A 15616-nucleotide genomic window follows, 5' to 3' on the forward strand; every position below is an offset into this window, starting at 1 on the left:
ATGAGCAGTAACGACACCCGCCACGTCCAGGTCATGATCGTGGGCAGCGGGCTCTCCGGCCTGGGCACCGCGATCCGGCTCAGCCAGCGTGGCCTGTCCGATTTCGTGGTCATCGAACGCGGCCCCGATGTCGGCGGAACCTGGCGCGACAACACCTATCCCGGTGCGGGCTGCGATGTGCCCTCACACCTGTACTCGTATTCGTTCGCGCTCAATCCCGACTGGTCCCGGTCGTTCTCGCCGCAGCCCGAGATCGAGCAGTACCTGCGCACCGTGTCCGAACGCTACGGCGTTCGCGACAAGCACATCTTCGACTGCGCGCTGACCGGGGCCCGCTGGAACGACGCCGACGGCCGGTGGGACATCGAGACCAGCAAGGGCACCTTCACCGCCGATTTCATCGTCTCGGCGGCGGGTGTGCTCGCCGAGCCGAATCTGCCCGATATCAAGGGCATCTCGAGCTTCGAGGGCGAGATCTTCCACTCCGCGCGGTGGAACCACGACGCCACCCTGGCCGGCAAGAAGGTCGCCGTCATCGGCACCGGTTCCTCGGCGGTGCAGATCGTTCCGTCGATCGCGCCCGAGGTGGAGCACCTCGACGTGTACCAGCGCACCGCCACCTGGGTGATGCCGCAGATCTCGCGGCCGTACCTGGGACTGGAACGCTTTGCCTTCAAACGCGTTCCGGGCCTGCAACGGTTCATCCGGGCGCTGATCTACATCACGCGCGAGCTGTTCGTGATCACGCAGGTGAAGTATCCGTGGACCGGCATCGTGCTCGAGACGGTCGGGCGATTCAAGATGCGCTTCGAGATCCGTGACCCGGAGCTGCGTCGAAAAGTGCTGCCCCAGCACCGGATCGGCTGCAAGCGCATGCTCGTGTCGAACAAGTTCTACGGTGCGCTCGATCGTGACAACGTCGACGTCGTCACCGACGGCATCGCCGAGGTCCGCAGCGGCTCGATCGTGTCCGAGGACGGCACGGAGCGGGAGGTGGACGCGATCGTGCTGGCCACCGGCTTCCACGTCGCCGATTCACCGACCTTCAACCTGTACACCGGTCGCGACGGCCGGACCGTGTCCGAGGCCGCCGATGCCGAGGGCTACCAGATGTACAAGGGCACCACGGTCGCCAATTTCCCGAACATCTTCTTCATGCTCGGCGCCAACTCCGGGCTGAACTACACCTCGCTGATCTACATCATCGAATCCCAGATCAACTACATCGTCGACGCGATCACCACGATGGAGCAGCGCAACCTGCAATCGTTCGAGGTCCGCCTGGACGCACAGGTCGAATACAACGAGCAGCTCCAGCCGAAGATGGCCCGCACCGTGTGGGTCAACGGCGGCTGCACCAGCTGGTTCCTCGACAAGCACGGCAACAACTCGGCGCTGTGGCCGGACTTCAGCTTCAAATATCGGCGAATGGTGCGCACCTTCGACATCGACGCCTACGACACCACGACGAAGACACGATGACCGCACCGTCGACGCGTCACACCCGCGTCGCGATCATCGGTGCCGGCTTCGCCGGGCTGGGTGTGGCTGTTCGACTGCGCCAGCTGGGGATCACCGACTTCGTCGTCCTCGAGCGGGCGAGCGATATCGGCGGTACGTGGCGCGACAACACCTATCCCGGCGCCGGGTGCGATGTCCCGTCGCAGCTGTATTCGTACTCGTTCGCCCGCAATCCGCACTGGACGCATTCGTTCTCGACACAGCCGCAGATCCAGCGGTATGTCCAGGACGTGGTCGATCGGCACGGGGTGCGCGACTCGATCGTCCTCGACTGCGAGGTCATCGGCGCGCGCTGGGACAACGACGCCGCGCGCTGGGAGATCCAGACCAGCGACGGCGCCTACACCGCCGACATCATGGTGTCGGCGGCAGGCCCGCTGAGTGCCCCGAAGCTGCCCGACATCAAGGGCATCACCACGTTTCGTGGCGCGATGTTCCACTCCGCGCGCTGGGATCACGAGTTCGAGCTCGCGGGCAAGCGGGTCGCGGTCGTCGGCACCGGTGCGTCCGCGATCCAGATCGTGCCGTCCATCGCGGGCGAGGTCGCCAAGCTCGACCTGTATCAACGCAGCGCACCGTGGGTGTTGCCGCGCATGGGACGCAAGTACTCGTGGCTGGAACGCCTCTACTACCGGCGTGTTCCGGGTGCGCAGCGGTTGGCGCGGATCGGCGTGTACTGGGTGCGTGAGTCTTTCGTGCTCTGGCAGTCCAAGTACCCACCGTTCGCCGACTTCTTCTCGCGCGGTGCGCGATTGAAGATGTGGTGGGTGATCCGGGACCGGGAGCTGCGCCGCACCGTCACTCCCGGCTACCGCCTCGGGTGCAAGCGGATGCTGGTCTCGAACGTGTACTACCCCGCGCTGGCCCGAGACAATGTCGAGGTCGTCGCCGACGGCATCGCCGAGATCCGCGAGCAGTCGATCGTCGCGAACGACGGCACCGAGCGTGACGTCGACGCCATCGTGCTGGCGACGGGCTTCCGGATCGCCGACTCGCCGACCTACGACCTGATCAGCGGGCGGGACGGCCGCACGCTGTCCGAGGTTTTCGGTGCCGAGGGGATGAGCGGATACAAGGGTACGACCATCGCGAACTTCCCCAACATGTTCCTGATGATCGGCCCGAACTCCGCGCTGAGCTACACCTCGGCGATCTTCACCATCGAATCCCAGATCAACTACATCAGCGACGCGATCACCACGATGTCGGCCGGTGGGTTGCGCACGGTCGAGGTCAAGGCGGACGCGCAGGCCGGTTACAACCGGGACCTGCAGAAGAAATTCGACGGCACCGTGTGGAACGCGGGCGACTGCACCAGCTGGTTCGTCGACGAGGACGGCCACAACGCCACGCTGTGGCCGGACTTCAGCTTCCGGTTCCATCGGATGCTGAAGACCTTCGACGTCGAGGCCTATGAGACGACCCGGTCAGAATGAATTCTGCCGCGAGCTGACGGTCGGCGGCCGCGACGAGGCCCGCAGCGGGTTCGCGGTGGGGAAGGTGATCGAGGGCAGGGTCACCCACATGCGCACCCGGGTGCCGGTCTCGTCGTGGTCGAAGGTGAGATCCTCGGTGAGTACCCGCATCATCTCCACGCCGCGACCACGGTAGCCGGGGTCGGTGGGAGTGGGGATCCAGTTGCCGTTGTCGGCGATCTCCAGGACCACCCGGTCACCGTCGCAGCGGGCCGTGATGTTCACGCGGCCCGGTTCGGTGTCCCGGTAGGCGTGCTCGACGCTGTTGCTGCAGGCCTCGTTGGCGGCCGCGACCAGGTCGGCGGCCAGGTCGTGCGGGACCGCGGCGGTGGCGAACCAGCGGTAGAGACCACGGCGCACCCCGGCCAGTTCGGTGGCGGCAGCGGGAAAGTCGAGGCTCAGCGGCTCCGGGGGCTGGCGGTAGACGACCATGGCGACGTCGTCGTCGTAGCCCGCGGGCGGGCACAGCCGCGACAGCACCGCGTCGGCGACGTCGCGGGGGAGTGCGGCGCCGGTTTCGCTGAGCACTTCGGCGATCTTGACGAAGCCCTCGGCGATGTCGTACCCACGCTGCTCGACCAGGCCGTCGGTGAACAGCACCAGGGTGGCGCCCGGCGGGAGCGCGGTCGTGGCTTCCGGCCTGCGCGGCGTGTCGAAGGTCGCCAGGGGAACCGCGCGTCCACCCTCGAGGATCCGGCCCGGCCCACCGGGGGGCGCGAGGACCGGCGGCATGTGGCCCGCGTTCGAGTACCGCACCATCCCGCGCTCCGGGTCGAGCACCGCCGCGCACACCGTCGTACACATGGCGCCCGGGATCCGGGAGGCCACGGCGTCGAGTTCGGCGAGCAGCTGTGCCGGTCCGGCGCCGCGCAGCAGCAGAGCCCTTGCCGCGGTACGCAATTGGCCCATCACCACGGCGGCCGACAGGCCACGGCCGACGCAGTCGCCCACGACGACGCCGATGGTGCCGTCACGCAACGGCACCACGTCGTACCAGTCGCCGCCGATCTCCAGCGGTGGCAGGGCGGGTTCGTAGTGCACCGAGAACCGCGGCGGCAGTTCGATCGGTCCGAGCATCGCTCGCTGCAGGGTGAGCGAGGTGGCGCGCGCCTGATCGAAGTTGCGGGCGCGCTGCAGTGCCACGCTGAGATGGCCGACGAGCAGGGAATACAGGGCCCAGTCGGCGGCGCTCACCGCGCGCGGCGCGCCGAAGCGTACCCACAGCGCCGCGTCACCGGTCTCGCCGAGCGGTGCGACGACCGCGTCGACCCCGCCCTCGTCACCGGTGATGGCCGACAGGCCACGGGCGGATTGCCTGCGCGAGCGATCGAGCAGAGCCTGGGTGTCGTCGTCGAGCACAACGGGGCCGTCCGCGCGCGGGCCACTCTGCCGCATCGGCGTCGCGGTGAATTGTGATGCGGTGGCGATGGTTTCGGGAGCGGGCTGCGCTTCTTCGCTGCTCGACGGCGTCACGCCGCAGGAGTAGACATCGGGGCGCCCGGTCCGGCTCGGCCAGATCGCGACCAGCGCGGTCTCGGCGCCCATGGTCCGGCGCAGCTCGTCGAGTCCGACCGCGAGGACCTCCACCATGCTCGTCGCGGCCCCGACGGCGGTGGCCAGACGCGAGGCGGCCTGGTCGCGGGCCTGTGCGTCGTGCTCGGCGGTCACATCGCGCACGGTGCCGACGAAGATCCGCTCGTCGTTCTCCTGCTTCACCAGCGAACTCGCGCTCACCGCCAGCCAGCGTTCCCGGCCGTCGCGGTGACGTACCGGCATCACGAATCGCGCTGCCTCCGTGCCGATCTGGGGGTAGCCGGTGCGATCGCTCAGTGCCCAGGGGTGCGGTAGCGAGAACGGCACCTCGGTGGCGCCGTAGCCGGTGAGCACCCCGAACGCGGAGTTCACCTCGACGATGGTGCCGTGGTCGTCGGCGACGAAGAACCCGTCCTGCAACGACTCGACGAGCGCGGTGCGAAACGCGTCGCGGCCTTCGAGATCCTCCGCGCGGGAACGCTGTTGCTCGTAGCGGCGAGTGCCGTCGAGATAGCCGCGAGTGGCGATATCGAGGGCCGCCATGGTCTGCAGCAGGAATTCCAGTGCCACTTCGGCGCGGCGCGGATCGGCCCGCGTGCCGGCGTCCTCGGCGACCGCCCGGAAGTGATGCTCGGTGAGATCGAGCAGGCTGATGCCCTCCACGAGGGCCCGCCTGCCGAGGTCGTAACCCTCCGAGAGGCCGGCCTGGCCTGGTGCGGCGACATGGCGGCGCATGGCCGCCGAATAGTCGTCGAGAAATGCGACCAGGACAGCGCTCATCGGCAACCTCTCATCGGCCGGGTCGGTGCGAACAAACCGCGGTCACGGGGCCTCACGGGCACGGCCCACGGAAACGCGCCGCGAGCACCAGCGCGTCATCGGTGTCCTTCGCGTCGCGGGCGAGCAGATCGCCCGCGATGGCAGTGGCCGGTTTGGCCAGGTCCAGCGATTCCGGGCCGACCGCGACGATCCCGTCGGTCGCCATCAGCAGCAGATCGCCGGGGCGGATCGGCAGCGTCTGCGGCTGCAGGTGCGAGGGCAGCCGGTATCCGACGATGCCGCCGGTGAGCAGCATCGTGGCCCGCAGCTCCGGACCGGCCGGGCCGAGGGTGAGCAGTCGTGAATCGACGTTGCCCACACCGAGCCATTGCAGCGTCTCGCCCGGCTCGATCAACGCCAACGACACTGCGGCGCCGCGAGTTTCGACCATCGCGCGATGACAGAGCACCATCAGCACATCCAGCGGTTCGCCACAGTTCTCGGTGAGGATGACCGTCGCGCGATCGGCGGCCTCGGCCGCGGGCGCACCGTGACCGAGCCCGTCGAGCACCGCGAACAGCACACCGGCGCCGGTGTCGAGCACGAGCGCGCGGTCACCGGAGACGTCCTGGCCGGGCAGAGCCCGACCGGCCGTCGACCACTCCATGCGCCCGATGATCCCGTCCTCATGCAACGTCGGGTACCCACTTCCACATCTCGATCAACGTCCCGCGGCCCGGGGCGGAATCGATGGTGAGGCGGTCCATCAGTCTGCGCGCGCCGGGCAGTCCGAGTCCGAGTCCGCGGCCGGTGGAATAGCCGTCCTCCAGCGCGCGGGGAATGTCGCGGATGCCGGGACCCTGGTCCTCGGCTTGGATGACGAGCGCGCGGCGACCCTCGCGCAAGTCGATGAGCAGCCTGATCTCGCCGCTTCCCGCGTAACTGGTGATGTTGCGAGCGATTTCGGAGATGGCGGTGGAGATCATCGTGCGGTCGGTGAGGGTGAACCCGAGGTCACCGGCCAACTCGCTCCCGGCCTGCCGGGCGGTAACGATGTCCTCGGACACCTTGACCGCGATCGCCACCTGCTCAGCGGCCACTGTCGCGACCGTCTCGTCGCCGCGGGTGCCGATTCAGCCAGGAGAGGCCTTCCTCGAGATCCAGCGCGGTGTGCATGTCTTCGAATGTAAGGCCCAGCTGCACCATGGCGAAGGCGACTTCGGGTTGCAGTCCGACGATGACGGTTTCCGCGCCGCGCAACTGGGTCATGTGCGCGATGGTGCGCAACGAGCGCGCGGCGAAGGAGTCCATCACATCGATGGCGGTGACGTCGACGATGATGCCGGTCGCGCGATAGCGACTGACCTGCTTCATCAGGTCGTCCTGTAGCCGCTCGGTGTCGGCGTCGGTCAGGGCCGACTGTACCGAGGCGATCAGGTACGTGCCCTGCTTGAGAATAGGTACCGGCATGGTGGCTTGGTCAGCGCCCGTCCCGCTCGCTCAAGCGTTCGGTCACTCGGGAGACCTCGTAGCCGAGGAGACGCTCGGCCTCTTCGATACCGCCCTGGAGGTCGCCGACCGCGTTCATCTTGGACAGATCGAGGCCGATGGTCACCAGGGTCAGTGCGATCTCCGAGGACAGGCCGGTGATGATCACGCTCGCGCCCATCAGACCCGACGCGTCGACGGTCTGAACGAGGTGGTTGGCCACCACGGAGTCGATCGCGGGCACACCGGTGATGTCGATGACGACCACCTTGGCGCGATTGGCGCGGATGGCGCGCAGCAGCTGCTCGGTGAGCTGGCGGGCGCGCTGGGAGTCGAGCACACCGATGATCGGCAGGATGAGCAGTTGCTCGCGGACCTGCAGAACCGGGGTGGACAGCTCGCGGATGGCCTCTTGCTGGCGGCTGATGACGCGCTCGCGCTCCTGCACGAACGACACGGCCACGGTGTTGGCGATGCGGTTGGCGGCCGGTTCGTAGGCGTCGAGCACGCGATTGAGCAGCTCGAAGTTGGACTGGTACTTCTCGAAGAGGCTGCGTGCCAGCACGTCGCGCAGCAGCAGCACGATGCCGATGACCTCGTCGGTCTCGACGCCTCGCGGAATGATGCGCTCGGACAGGTCGCGGGCGTAGGCCTGCAGTGCCTCGACGCTACCGGTGACGAGCACCTCGACGTAGTTGTCGTACATCGACGTCGCCTCGGAGAAGATCTCCTCCGGGGTCATCGCGGTCAGCAGTTCGGCTTCGGTGATGCGCCGTGCCCACTCTTCCCGCAGCCCGGTGCGGTTCTGCCGCAGGTGCTCGACCAGCTGTGGCAGCAGGTTGTCGAGCGGTTGCGCCGGCAGCGAATCCGCCGAAAGACTCGTGGACACCTCGGACATGGAAACCCCTGCCCCTTTCGACGACGGACGTTTTCGGTGCGCACAGTGCGCGTTGAGCCTGAGCCTACTCATACCCCCTCTGTGGTGCTGCCCAAACGTGGCGCGCCCGGCTATTCCGGGGCGAACCCGCGTTCCAGCGCGCGCAGTGCCCGATCCAGATACACGGTCAGATCGGTGTCGCCGCGCTCGAGCCAGGCATCGAAGGCGGCCCGCGCGGCGGCCAGGGTGGTGCGCCCGATGGCGAGCGGAATCAGATCGCCCGCGCCCGCGCCGAGACGGCTCGCGGCGAACTCGCCGACGGCGTGTTCCCACGCGTCGTAGTGCGCCCCGGCGCCTGCCGAGAGGGCGGGAACTCCGGAGACGAGCCGCATTCTGGTGCGCAGTTCGGGGATGTCCTCGGGGCGATATCTGTTGGCCGCCACCACAATTCGGCGCACCGCCGTCATCATCGGCTCGTCGGAGGGGACGGCGGCGAACGCGGCGCGCAGGTCGTCGACCTCGTTGTCGAACTGGTGCCACAGCACCTCGGCCTTGGTGGGGAAGTAGCGGAAGAACGTGCGTTCGCTCACTCCGGCCTCGGCGGCGATGCGTTCGACGGTGACGTCGTCGAACCCGTGTTCGGCGAACAGCTTCATCGCGATCACCTCGAGCTCGCGGCGCGTGGTGCGTGGCGGACGCCCGCGGTGCCCCGACTGCTTCGGAATCGACATCGGTGCGCGCGGCGGCGGGGCGGACATGGATACAGGATAGGGACTCGGCGAGCTTTCGACCTGCACGCGCTCTTGATTATGTCAGTGACTGACGTTAATGTGGCTGCCATGTTCGTGGCGCACCTCACATCGCCCGAGGCAGGTGTGCGCGCCGCCGAGGGCGTGATCCTGGTCATCCCACTCGGCGCGACCGAGCAGCACGGCCCGCATCTGCCGCTGTCGACCGACAGCGATATCGCCTCGGCGGTGAGCCGACGGGCCGCGGCCGAGCGGTCCGATCTGCTGATCGCGCCTGCCGTGGCCTACGGGGCCAGCGGCGAGCACGCGGGGTTCGCGGGCACCTTGTCGATCGGACAGGCGGCGCTGGAACTGCTCGTCGTCGAACTGTGCCGCTCCGCCACGGACACGTTCTCGCGGATCGTGCTGGTCAACGGGCACGGGGGGAACGTGGAAGCGCTGCGCCGAGCCGTCGCGCTGCTGCGGTCGGAGTCGCGCGACGTGCGGCTGTTCTCGCCCGGCTACGGCGGCGACCCGCACGCCGGGCGCACCGAGACCTCGATCCAGCTCGCGCTGCGCCCCGACCGGGTGCGTACCGAACTGGCGGAACCGGGGGACTGCCGCTCGCTGGCCGAACTGCTGCCGCTGCTGCGCGCGGGCGGGGTGCGGGCGGCCAGCCCCAATGGAATCCTCGGCGACCCCACGGGATCGAGCGCCGGAGAAGGCGCCGGCCTGCTGACGATCGCCACTACCGCACTACTGGAAGACCTGCGCCGATGGTGGCCGCAGGATCATGAGGAAGGACCCCGATGAATCCCTGGTTCGAGACCGTTGCCGAGGCGCAGCGGCGCGCCCGCAAGCGCCTGCCGAAGTCGGTGTACGGCGCGCTGATCGCCGGATCCGAACGCGGACAGACCATCGAAGACAACCAGACCGCGTTCACCGAACTCGGTTTCGCCCCGCACTGCGCGGGCCCGATCGGCGACCGTGACCAATCGACCACGGTGCTCGGTCAGCAGGTGTCGATGCCGGTGCTGATCTCGCCGACCGGCGTGCAGGCGGTGCACCCCGACGGTGAGGTCGCCGTCGCCCGCGCCGCGGCGGCCCGCGGAATCGCCATGGGGCTCAGTTCCTTCGCGAGCAAGCCCGTCGAGGACGTGGTCGCGGCCAACCCGGCGACCCTGTTCCAGCTGTACTGGTGTGGCAACAAGGATCAGATCCTCGAGCGGATGGCCAGGGCGAAGAAGGCCGGTGCGGTGGGCCTGATCCTCACCCTGGACTGGTCGTTCTCGCACGGCCGGGACTGGGGCAGCCCGGTGATCCCGGAGTCGCTGAACCTGCGCACGATGATGAAATTCGCGCCGCAGACCCTCGCGCGCCCCCGCTGGCTCGCGACCTACCTGCGCTCGGGCAGCATCCCCGACCTCACCGCGCCCAACATGGCGGTCGGTGGCGGCGCGGCCCCCGGGTTCTTCGGCGCCTACGGCGAATGGATGCAGACACCGGCACCCGATTGGGACGATGTCGCCTGGATCTGCGCGCAGTGGGACGGCCCGGTGCTGCTCAAGGGTGTGATGCGGGTCGACGACGCCCTGCGCGCCGTCGACGCGGGCGTCGCGGGCATCTCGGTGTCCAACCACGGCGGCAACAACCTCGACGGGACCCCCGCCGCCATCCGCGCCCTGCCGGTGCTCGCCGACGCCGTCGGCGACCAGATCGAGGTGCTCCTCGACGGCGGTATCCGGCGCGGCAGCGATGTCGTCAAGGCCGTGGCGCTCGGTGCGCGCGCGGTGCTGATCGGGCGCGCCTCCCTGTGGGGTCTGGCGGCCAACGGTCAGGCCGGTGTCGAGAACGTTCTCGACATCCTGCGTGGCGGTATCGATTCGGCGCTGCTGGGTCTGCGCAAGACCTCGATCACCGACCTGACCCGCGACGACATCATCGTTCCCGCCGGTTTCGAACGCGCGTTGGGCGTCGTTTCGGGTCGAAAGGATTCCGGCAAAGGGGATTTCGCTACCAACGGAACTGTCGTGAGCGGCGCCGCTGCTGGATAGTATCGGCGGTTGGTCAACACCGCCCGAGGGGGAATTTCGTGAGTGTGGTTTCGGAAATCGAGGGTTCGCGCAGGCGAATCATGATGTCGCGCAGCGTGTCCTACACGTTGCCCGCCGTGGTGGCGGTGGCGCTGGTCTCGGCCGGATGTGGCACCGCCACCCCGAAACCGGCACCGCGCGCGGCGTCGGCCACCCTCACGACCACCTCGAAGCCGCCGACGACGACATCGCGGGTGACCACCACGACCTCGACCGCCGCCACACCGGCGTCGGTCGGTGTCTGCGTGGACAAGACGACCAACGTCCGCGTGGCCGACGACCGGTGCGACACGAGCGATGCCACGTACTCGCGCTTCTGGTATCAGCACACCGATACGTTCGTGTACCCGGCGATCGGCGTCGCCGTCGCCCTGGCGGCGGGCAGTTTCCTGCGTCCGACCAGCGGCGATGTCTTCGATCGCGGCGCACCCACCAAGGGTGGCGCCATCGCGCGCGGTGGGTTGGGCAAGGCCCGTCCCGACTCCTCCGGTGGGGGCGGCAGCGGCGGGTCCTAGTCCTCGCCGGGCGCGGCGGTCTGTAGCCGGCCGATCGGTTCGGCCGACTTCGCGCCGCGGTGATGATCGACGAGCACGTCGTAGATCTCCGCGAGGGTCGCCAGCTGGTCGCGATCGAGCACGTCGATCATGTGCTTGCGCACGCTGCGCACATGGGCGGGCGCGGCCGTGGTGAGCAGTTGCCCGCCGGTCGGGGTCAGCTTGGCCACGGTCCGGCGCTGGTCGTGCGGCATCGTCTCGCGGGAGACCAGACCGCGCTTCTGCATGCGGGTGATCTGGTGCGAGAGCCGGCTCTGCGACCATTCGAGCGCGCAGGCCAGGTCGGCGAAGGTGAGTCGCTGACCTGGTGCGTCGGCTAGGTAGACCAGCACGGAATACTCGACATAGCTCAGGTTGGCTGCCCGGCCGGCGTCGCGCCCGATCGCCGCGGCGATCAGGTCGCGGGTTCGGACATAGCCCAGCCAGGCACGCATTTCGACATCATCGAGCCACTGTGGATCGGTCACGATCGAGCTCCAGATTCTGAAGGTGCAGGCTTCGGATTGAACGGTGCACTCCCGCCACCGCCCGGGAGAATGGGTAGCACCGTTTGGGTTGAACGTGCAACCTCGATATTAGTTAGGGTTGGTCAGGAACCTCACATAGGGTTGCCTAACCGCAGTGCGGGTGTGGGTGGTCGTTAGGCTGCGGATTGCTTTGTGACCAGCCTTGCCTGGTGCTCCGCAGTGTTGCGGTGCCCGCCCTGCCCGAAGGAGTGCGATCCGTGACCGCGCCGGAGTTCCGCTATTCCGATCTGCTTCCGATCGGCGCCGACGAGACGCCCTACCGCCTGCTCACCAGTGAGGGGGTCAGCACCTTCGAGCACAACGGGCGCACCTTCCTGCAGGTCGAGCCCGAGGCGTTGCGGCTGCTGACCGAGACGGCGATCCACGACATCAGCCACTACCTGCGGCCCGCGCACCTGCGTCAGCTGCGCAAGATCATCGACGACCCGGAGTCCTCGGGCAACGACCGCTTCGTCGCGCTCGACCTGCTCAAGAACCTCAACATCTCCGCCGGTGGCGTGCTGCCGATGTGCCAGGACACCGGCACCGCGATCGTGATGGGCAAGAAGAGCGAGGGCGTGCTCACCGGTGTCGACGACGCCGAATGGCTCAGCCGCGGCATCTTCGACGCCTATACCAAGCTGAACCTGCGCTACTCCCAGCTCGCCCCGATCACCATGTGGGACGAGAAGAACACCGGCACCAACCTGCCCGCCCAGATCGAGCTGTACTCGACCGAGGGCGACGCCGACAACCCGGTGTACAAGTTCCTGTTCATGGCCAAGGGTGGCGGTTCGGCCAACAAGTCGTTCCTGTACCAGGAGACCAAGGCCGTCCTGAACCCCGAGCGCATGCTCGAGTTCCTCGACGAGAAGATCCGCTCGCTGGGTACCGCGGCCTGCCCGCCGTATCACCTCGCGGTGGTCATCGGTGGCACGAGCGCCGAATTCGCCTTGAAGACAGCGAAATACGCCTCCGCGCACTACCTGGACAACCTGCCCACCGAGGGCTCGATCACCGGTCACGCGTTCCGCGACGTCGAGCTCGAGGAGGAGGTCTTCCAGCTCACCCGTGAGTTCGGCATCGGCGCGCAGTTCGGCGGCAAGTACTTCTGCCACGACGTGCGCGTGGTCCGTCTGCCCCGCCACGGCGCCTCCTGCCCCGTCGCGATCGCCGTGTCCTGCTCGGCCGACCGCCAGGCGCTGGCCAAGATCACCAAGGACGGCATCTTCCTGGAGCAGCTGGAAACCGAACCGGCCCAGTACCTTCCGGAGCAGACCGCCGACATCCTCGGCGGCGACGTGGTGAAGATCGATCTGAACCGCCCGATGGACGAGATCCGCGCCGAGTTGTCGAAATACCCGGTCAAGACCCGTCTTTCGCTGACCGGCCCCTTGGTCGTGGCCCGTGACATCGCGCACGCCAAGATCAAGGAACGGCTCGACGCGGGCGAACCCATGCCGCAGTACCTGCGCGACATGGCCGTCTACTACGCCGGTCCGGCCAAGACTCCCGAGGGGTACGCGTCGGGCTCCTTCGGCCCCACGACCGCGGGTCGCATGGACTCCTACGTCGACCAGTTCCAGGCCGCGGGCGGCTCGATGGTGATGCTCGCCAAGGGCAACCGCTCGGCCCAGGTCACCAAGGCCTGCAACGAACACGGCGGCTTCTACCTCGGCTCCATCGGTGGTCCCGCCGCCCGTCTCGCGCTGGACTGCATCAAGAACGTCGAGGTCCTGGAATACGCCGAACTCGGCATGGAAGCGGTCTGGAAGATCGACGTCGAGGACTTCCCCGCGTTCATCGTCGTCGACGACAAGGGCAACGACTTCTTCGCCGAGACCTCCAAGCCGATCGCCCTGCGCGTGCGCACCCGTTCCAAGGAACGCGTGTAGCCATCCGGTCGTAGACAACCCCGGTGTCCGCTGCGGTGGGCGCCGGGGTTTTCGTCTGTTCCGCGGGCCCGGCGACGACCGCCACCCCGGTGTAATGTGACGCACGACATACGGTGTACAGCCTGACAGGGGTGCGGATTGGCGAGCGGTGGAGTTCCCCGGGGGCGGGCGACGCGGAGCGCGAAGCTGGGGCAGTTCGCCGCCGGGCAGGCGGTGCGCGAAGTCGGGCGTCGGCTGTCGATGATCGGGCGCACCGACGAGGCCCGTGAGGTGCTGGCGGAGCGGTCGGCGATGATGAAGGCGCAGCAGATCGTCGCGGTGCTGGGGAGCATGAAGGGCTCGGCGATGAAGCTCGGGCAGATGGGCTCGGTGCTCGATCTCGACTTCGTTCCCGAAGCCCATCGCGAGCAGTTCCGCGCCCAGCTCGCGGCCCTGCAGGACCGGGCACCCGCGATGCCGTTCGCGACGATGCGGCAGGTGATCGAGGACGACCTCGGCCCCTTGGCCCAGACATTCGCCGAGTTCGGTGAGACATCGATCGCGGCGGCGTCGATCGGGCAGGTACACCGGGCGCGACTGCACGACGGACGCGTCGTCGCGGTCAAGGTGAAGTATCCCGGGGTGGAGCGTGCCGTCCACGCCGACATCAGCAATCTCGAGTTCCTCGGCAAAATGGCCAGAACAGTGCTGCCGAGCATGGCCGACACCGGTGTGCTGGAGGAGGTCGCCAGCAATCTGCGCAGCGAACTCGACTACGAACGCGAGGCTCAGACCCAGCATCGGGTCGCGCGGCGCTATCGTGGCCATCCCTTCATCACCGTGCCCGACAGCATCGAGGAATTCTGCACGCACAATGTGCTGGTCACCGAATTCGTTGAAGGGCATCCCTTTTCGCACATCCAGACACTGCCTGCCGCCGAGCGGGACCGGCTCGGCGAGCTGATCTACCGCTTCTACATCGCCGGTCTGTTCGCCGACAACGAGTTCTGTGGCGATCCACATCCCGGCAATGTGCTGCTGGCCGCCGACGGCAAACTCGCCTTCGTCGATTTCGGCCTCTACAAGGAGATGGATCCGGAGCACGTCGAGTTCGAGCGCTCGGTCCTGCGGGCCGCCGCGGAGGGCCGGGGCGAGGATCTGTTCGCCGCGTGGCTGGGCCGGGGGATCATCGACCCCGATTCCGAGGTCACCGTGGAGGAGAGTCTGGCCTACGTCTGGGCCGCCACCGGCTGGCACCTGCTCGACGAGGAAGTCACGATCACCCCCGAACTGGCCACCGGCGCACTACTTCTCGCCGTCGACCCGAGAGCGTCGGACTTCCAGGGCATGCACAAACAGCTGCTGCCGCCCGAGCACGTGTTCTCCCGCCGCGCCGACCTGTTCACCTTCGCCACCCTCGGTCAGCTGCGCGTTACCGCCAACTGGCATCAGCTCGCCCGCGAATGGCTCTACGACGAACCCCCGCAGACCGAGATCGGCCGGGCGATCGAGCAGTGGCGCCGTGGTCTCGATGACCGGACCGGTCGATAGAATCCGCCTATGAATACTGTGCTCGGCCGCGTGGCCGACCGGATCCTGGTGACCATGACGGCCGCCGCGGCCGTCACCGCGGTCGGCATCGGCGCCGCCGACGCCCAACCCGAGCCGCGCGAACAGTTCCAATCGGCAGCGGGCACCGAAGGCCTCGACCCGCCGCTCGCCGCCGCCTACACCCTCGCCGAACAGCAGGCGCACGCCGAGAACGTGCCGCTGTCGATCACCTCCGGTCATCGCACCTACGAGCAGCAGCTGTGGCTCTGGCAGGACGGCCTGGCCACCTACGGCAGCCCCGAGGAAGCGCGACGCTGGGTGCTGCCGCCGGAGGAGTCCACCCATGTCTCCGGCCATGCCGTCGATGTGGGCCCACAGGTGGGGGCACAGTGGCTCGAGGACAACGGCAACCGGTGGGGACTGTGCCGGACCTTCGACAACGAGTGGTGGCATTTCGAGCTGGTGACCGCGCCCGGTGCGCCGTGTCCGCCGCGGGTGCCGGACGCGAGTCAACGTTAGAGCCGAACCCCGTCGTGGGGGGGGCCCGGGGGCCGGCCCCCCCCCGCGCCCCGCCCCCCCGGCGCCAACGGGCCGGTGGCGGGCGCGGGGGCGGGGGGGGGGTGAAAAGCCGCGCAAACTGTTGCCCGGGGTAGCAAC

The 15616-nt window shown here is 68.1% G+C and carries 16 protein-coding genes; 8 read left to right on the forward strand and 8 right to left on the reverse strand.

Annotation, left to right across the window (positions count from 1 at the left end; translation table 11 throughout):
* Entirely contained in the window at positions 1 to 1482 is a 1482-nt protein-coding gene (locus tag ACWF99_RS09810; RefSeq protein ID WP_378627352.1) for a flavin-containing monooxygenase, read from the forward strand.
* On the forward strand, positions 1479 to 2957 hold the full coding sequence (locus ACWF99_RS09815; RefSeq protein ID WP_378627354.1) for a flavin-containing monooxygenase: 1479 nt from the start codon (positions 1479 to 1481) through the stop codon (positions 2955 to 2957). The genes ACWF99_RS09810 and ACWF99_RS09815 overlap by 4 nt, the downstream gene beginning before the upstream one ends.
* On the opposite strand, the gene ACWF99_RS09820 is transcribed toward ACWF99_RS09815, so the two are convergent.
* From ACWF99_RS09820 to mftR, 6 genes are all read right to left on the reverse strand, one after another.
* A complete protein-coding gene (locus tag ACWF99_RS09820) occupies positions 2949 to 5309 on the reverse strand; it encodes a SpoIIE family protein phosphatase (protein WP_452535623.1) in 2361 nt (786 codons plus the stop codon). The genes ACWF99_RS09815 and ACWF99_RS09820 overlap by 9 nt on opposite strands.
* A 52-nt stretch (positions 5310 to 5361) precedes the next feature.
* Entirely contained in the window at positions 5362 to 5955 is a 594-nt protein-coding gene (locus tag ACWF99_RS09825) for a SpoIIE family protein phosphatase (protein ID WP_170112222.1), read from the reverse strand.
* Positions 5956 to 5974: 19 nt separating this feature from the next.
* Positions 5975 to 6388, reverse strand: coding sequence for an ATP-binding protein (locus ACWF99_RS09830; RefSeq protein ID WP_056809992.1), 414 nt, complete (start codon positions 6386 to 6388; stop codon positions 5975 to 5977).
* Positions 6378 to 6758 carry an STAS domain-containing protein gene (locus tag ACWF99_RS09835; protein WP_056809990.1) on the reverse strand — a complete coding sequence of 127 codons (381 nt, stop codon included), beginning with the start codon at positions 6756 to 6758 and terminating at the stop codon, positions 6378 to 6380. The genes ACWF99_RS09830 and ACWF99_RS09835 overlap by 11 nt, the downstream gene beginning before the upstream one ends.
* Before the next feature lie 10 nt (positions 6759 to 6768).
* A complete protein-coding gene (locus tag ACWF99_RS09840) occupies positions 6769 to 7674 on the reverse strand; it encodes an STAS domain-containing protein (protein WP_056809988.1) in 906 nt (301 codons plus the stop codon).
* Between the two features lie 110 nt (positions 7675 to 7784).
* On the reverse strand, positions 7785 to 8411 hold the full coding sequence (gene mftR, locus ACWF99_RS09845; RefSeq protein WP_378656334.1) for a mycofactocin system transcriptional regulator: 627 nt from the start codon (positions 8409 to 8411) through the stop codon (positions 7785 to 7787).
* A 57-nt stretch (positions 8412 to 8468) separates the two neighbouring features.
* Between mftR and mftE the strand changes: the two genes are divergently transcribed.
* Both mftE and mftD read left to right on the forward strand, forming a co-directional pair.
* Complete coding sequence (mftE, locus tag ACWF99_RS09850; RefSeq protein ID WP_452535624.1) at positions 8469 to 9194, forward strand: mycofactocin biosynthesis peptidyl-dipeptidase MftE; 726 nt, start codon at positions 8469 to 8471, stop codon at positions 9192 to 9194.
* A complete protein-coding gene (mftD, locus tag ACWF99_RS09855; protein WP_452535625.1) occupies positions 9191 to 10435 on the forward strand; it encodes a pre-mycofactocin synthase MftD in 1245 nt (414 codons plus the stop codon). The genes mftE and mftD overlap by 4 nt, the downstream gene beginning before the upstream one ends.
* A 100-nt stretch (positions 10436 to 10535) precedes the next feature.
* Here mftD and ACWF99_RS09860 read toward each other — a convergent pair whose 3' ends face one another.
* On the reverse strand, positions 10536 to 10727 hold the full coding sequence (locus ACWF99_RS09860; protein WP_378627362.1) for a hypothetical protein: 192 nt from the start codon (positions 10725 to 10727) through the stop codon (positions 10536 to 10538).
* Between ACWF99_RS09860 and ACWF99_RS09865 the strand changes: the two genes are divergently transcribed.
* Positions 10720 to 10989, forward strand: coding sequence for a hypothetical protein (locus tag ACWF99_RS09865; RefSeq protein WP_378627364.1), 270 nt, complete (start codon positions 10720 to 10722; stop codon positions 10987 to 10989). The two genes, ACWF99_RS09860 and ACWF99_RS09865, sit on opposite strands and share 8 nt — an antisense overlap.
* Here ACWF99_RS09865 and ACWF99_RS09870 read toward each other — a convergent pair.
* Complete coding sequence (locus ACWF99_RS09870) at positions 10986 to 11495, reverse strand: MarR family winged helix-turn-helix transcriptional regulator (RefSeq protein WP_378627366.1); 510 nt, start codon at positions 11493 to 11495, stop codon at positions 10986 to 10988. The genes ACWF99_RS09865 and ACWF99_RS09870 overlap by 4 nt on opposite strands.
* Before the next feature lie 257 nt (positions 11496 to 11752).
* Between ACWF99_RS09870 and ACWF99_RS09875 the strand changes: the two genes are divergently transcribed.
* From ACWF99_RS09875 to ACWF99_RS09885, 3 genes are all read left to right on the forward strand, one after another.
* Positions 11753 to 13429, forward strand: coding sequence for a fumarate hydratase (locus ACWF99_RS09875; RefSeq protein ID WP_266290066.1), 1677 nt, complete (start codon positions 11753 to 11755; stop codon positions 13427 to 13429).
* A gap of 138 nt (positions 13430 to 13567) precedes the next feature.
* Entirely contained in the window at positions 13568 to 14959 is a 1392-nt protein-coding gene (locus tag ACWF99_RS09880; protein ID WP_378627367.1) for an ABC1 kinase family protein, read from the forward strand.
* A 9-nt stretch (positions 14960 to 14968) separates the two neighbouring features.
* Positions 14969 to 15478, forward strand: a complete 510-nt coding sequence (locus ACWF99_RS09885) for a M15 family metallopeptidase (protein ID WP_378627369.1) — start codon at positions 14969 to 14971, stop codon at positions 15476 to 15478.
* Positions 15479 to 15616: the final 138 nt, after the last annotated feature.

This window comes from Nocardia sp. NPDC055002 (genome assembly GCF_053608825.1).

Coding starts and splice junctions, on each gene's coding strand:
- ACWF99_RS09810 (WP_378627352.1), top strand. CDS start 1: ATGAGCAGTAACGACACCCGCCACGTCCAGGTCATGATCGTGGGCAGC.
- ACWF99_RS09815 (WP_378627354.1), top strand. CDS start 1,479: ATGACCGCACCGTCGACGCGTCACACCCGCGTCGCGATCATCGGTGCC.
- ACWF99_RS09820 (WP_452535623.1), bottom strand. CDS start 5,309: ATGAGCGCTGTCCTGGTCGCATTTCTCGACGACTATTCGGCGGCCATG.
- ACWF99_RS09825 (WP_170112222.1), bottom strand. CDS start 5,955: ATGGAGTGGTCGACGGCCGGTCGGGCTCTGCCCGGCCAGGACGTCTCC.
- ACWF99_RS09835 (WP_056809990.1), bottom strand. CDS start 6,758: ATGCCGGTACCTATTCTCAAGCAGGGCACGTACCTGATCGCCTCGGTA.
- ACWF99_RS09840 (WP_056809988.1), bottom strand. CDS start 7,674: ATGTCCGAGGTGTCCACGAGTCTTTCGGCGGATTCGCTGCCGGCGCAA.
- mftR (WP_378656334.1), bottom strand. CDS start 8,411: ATGTCCGCCCCGCCGCCGCGCGCACCGATGTCGATTCCGAAGCAGTCG.
- mftD (WP_452535625.1), top strand. CDS start 9,191: ATGAATCCCTGGTTCGAGACCGTTGCCGAGGCGCAGCGGCGCGCCCGC.
- ACWF99_RS09885 (WP_378627369.1), top strand. CDS start 14,969: ATGAATACTGTGCTCGGCCGCGTGGCCGACCGGATCCTGGTGACCATG.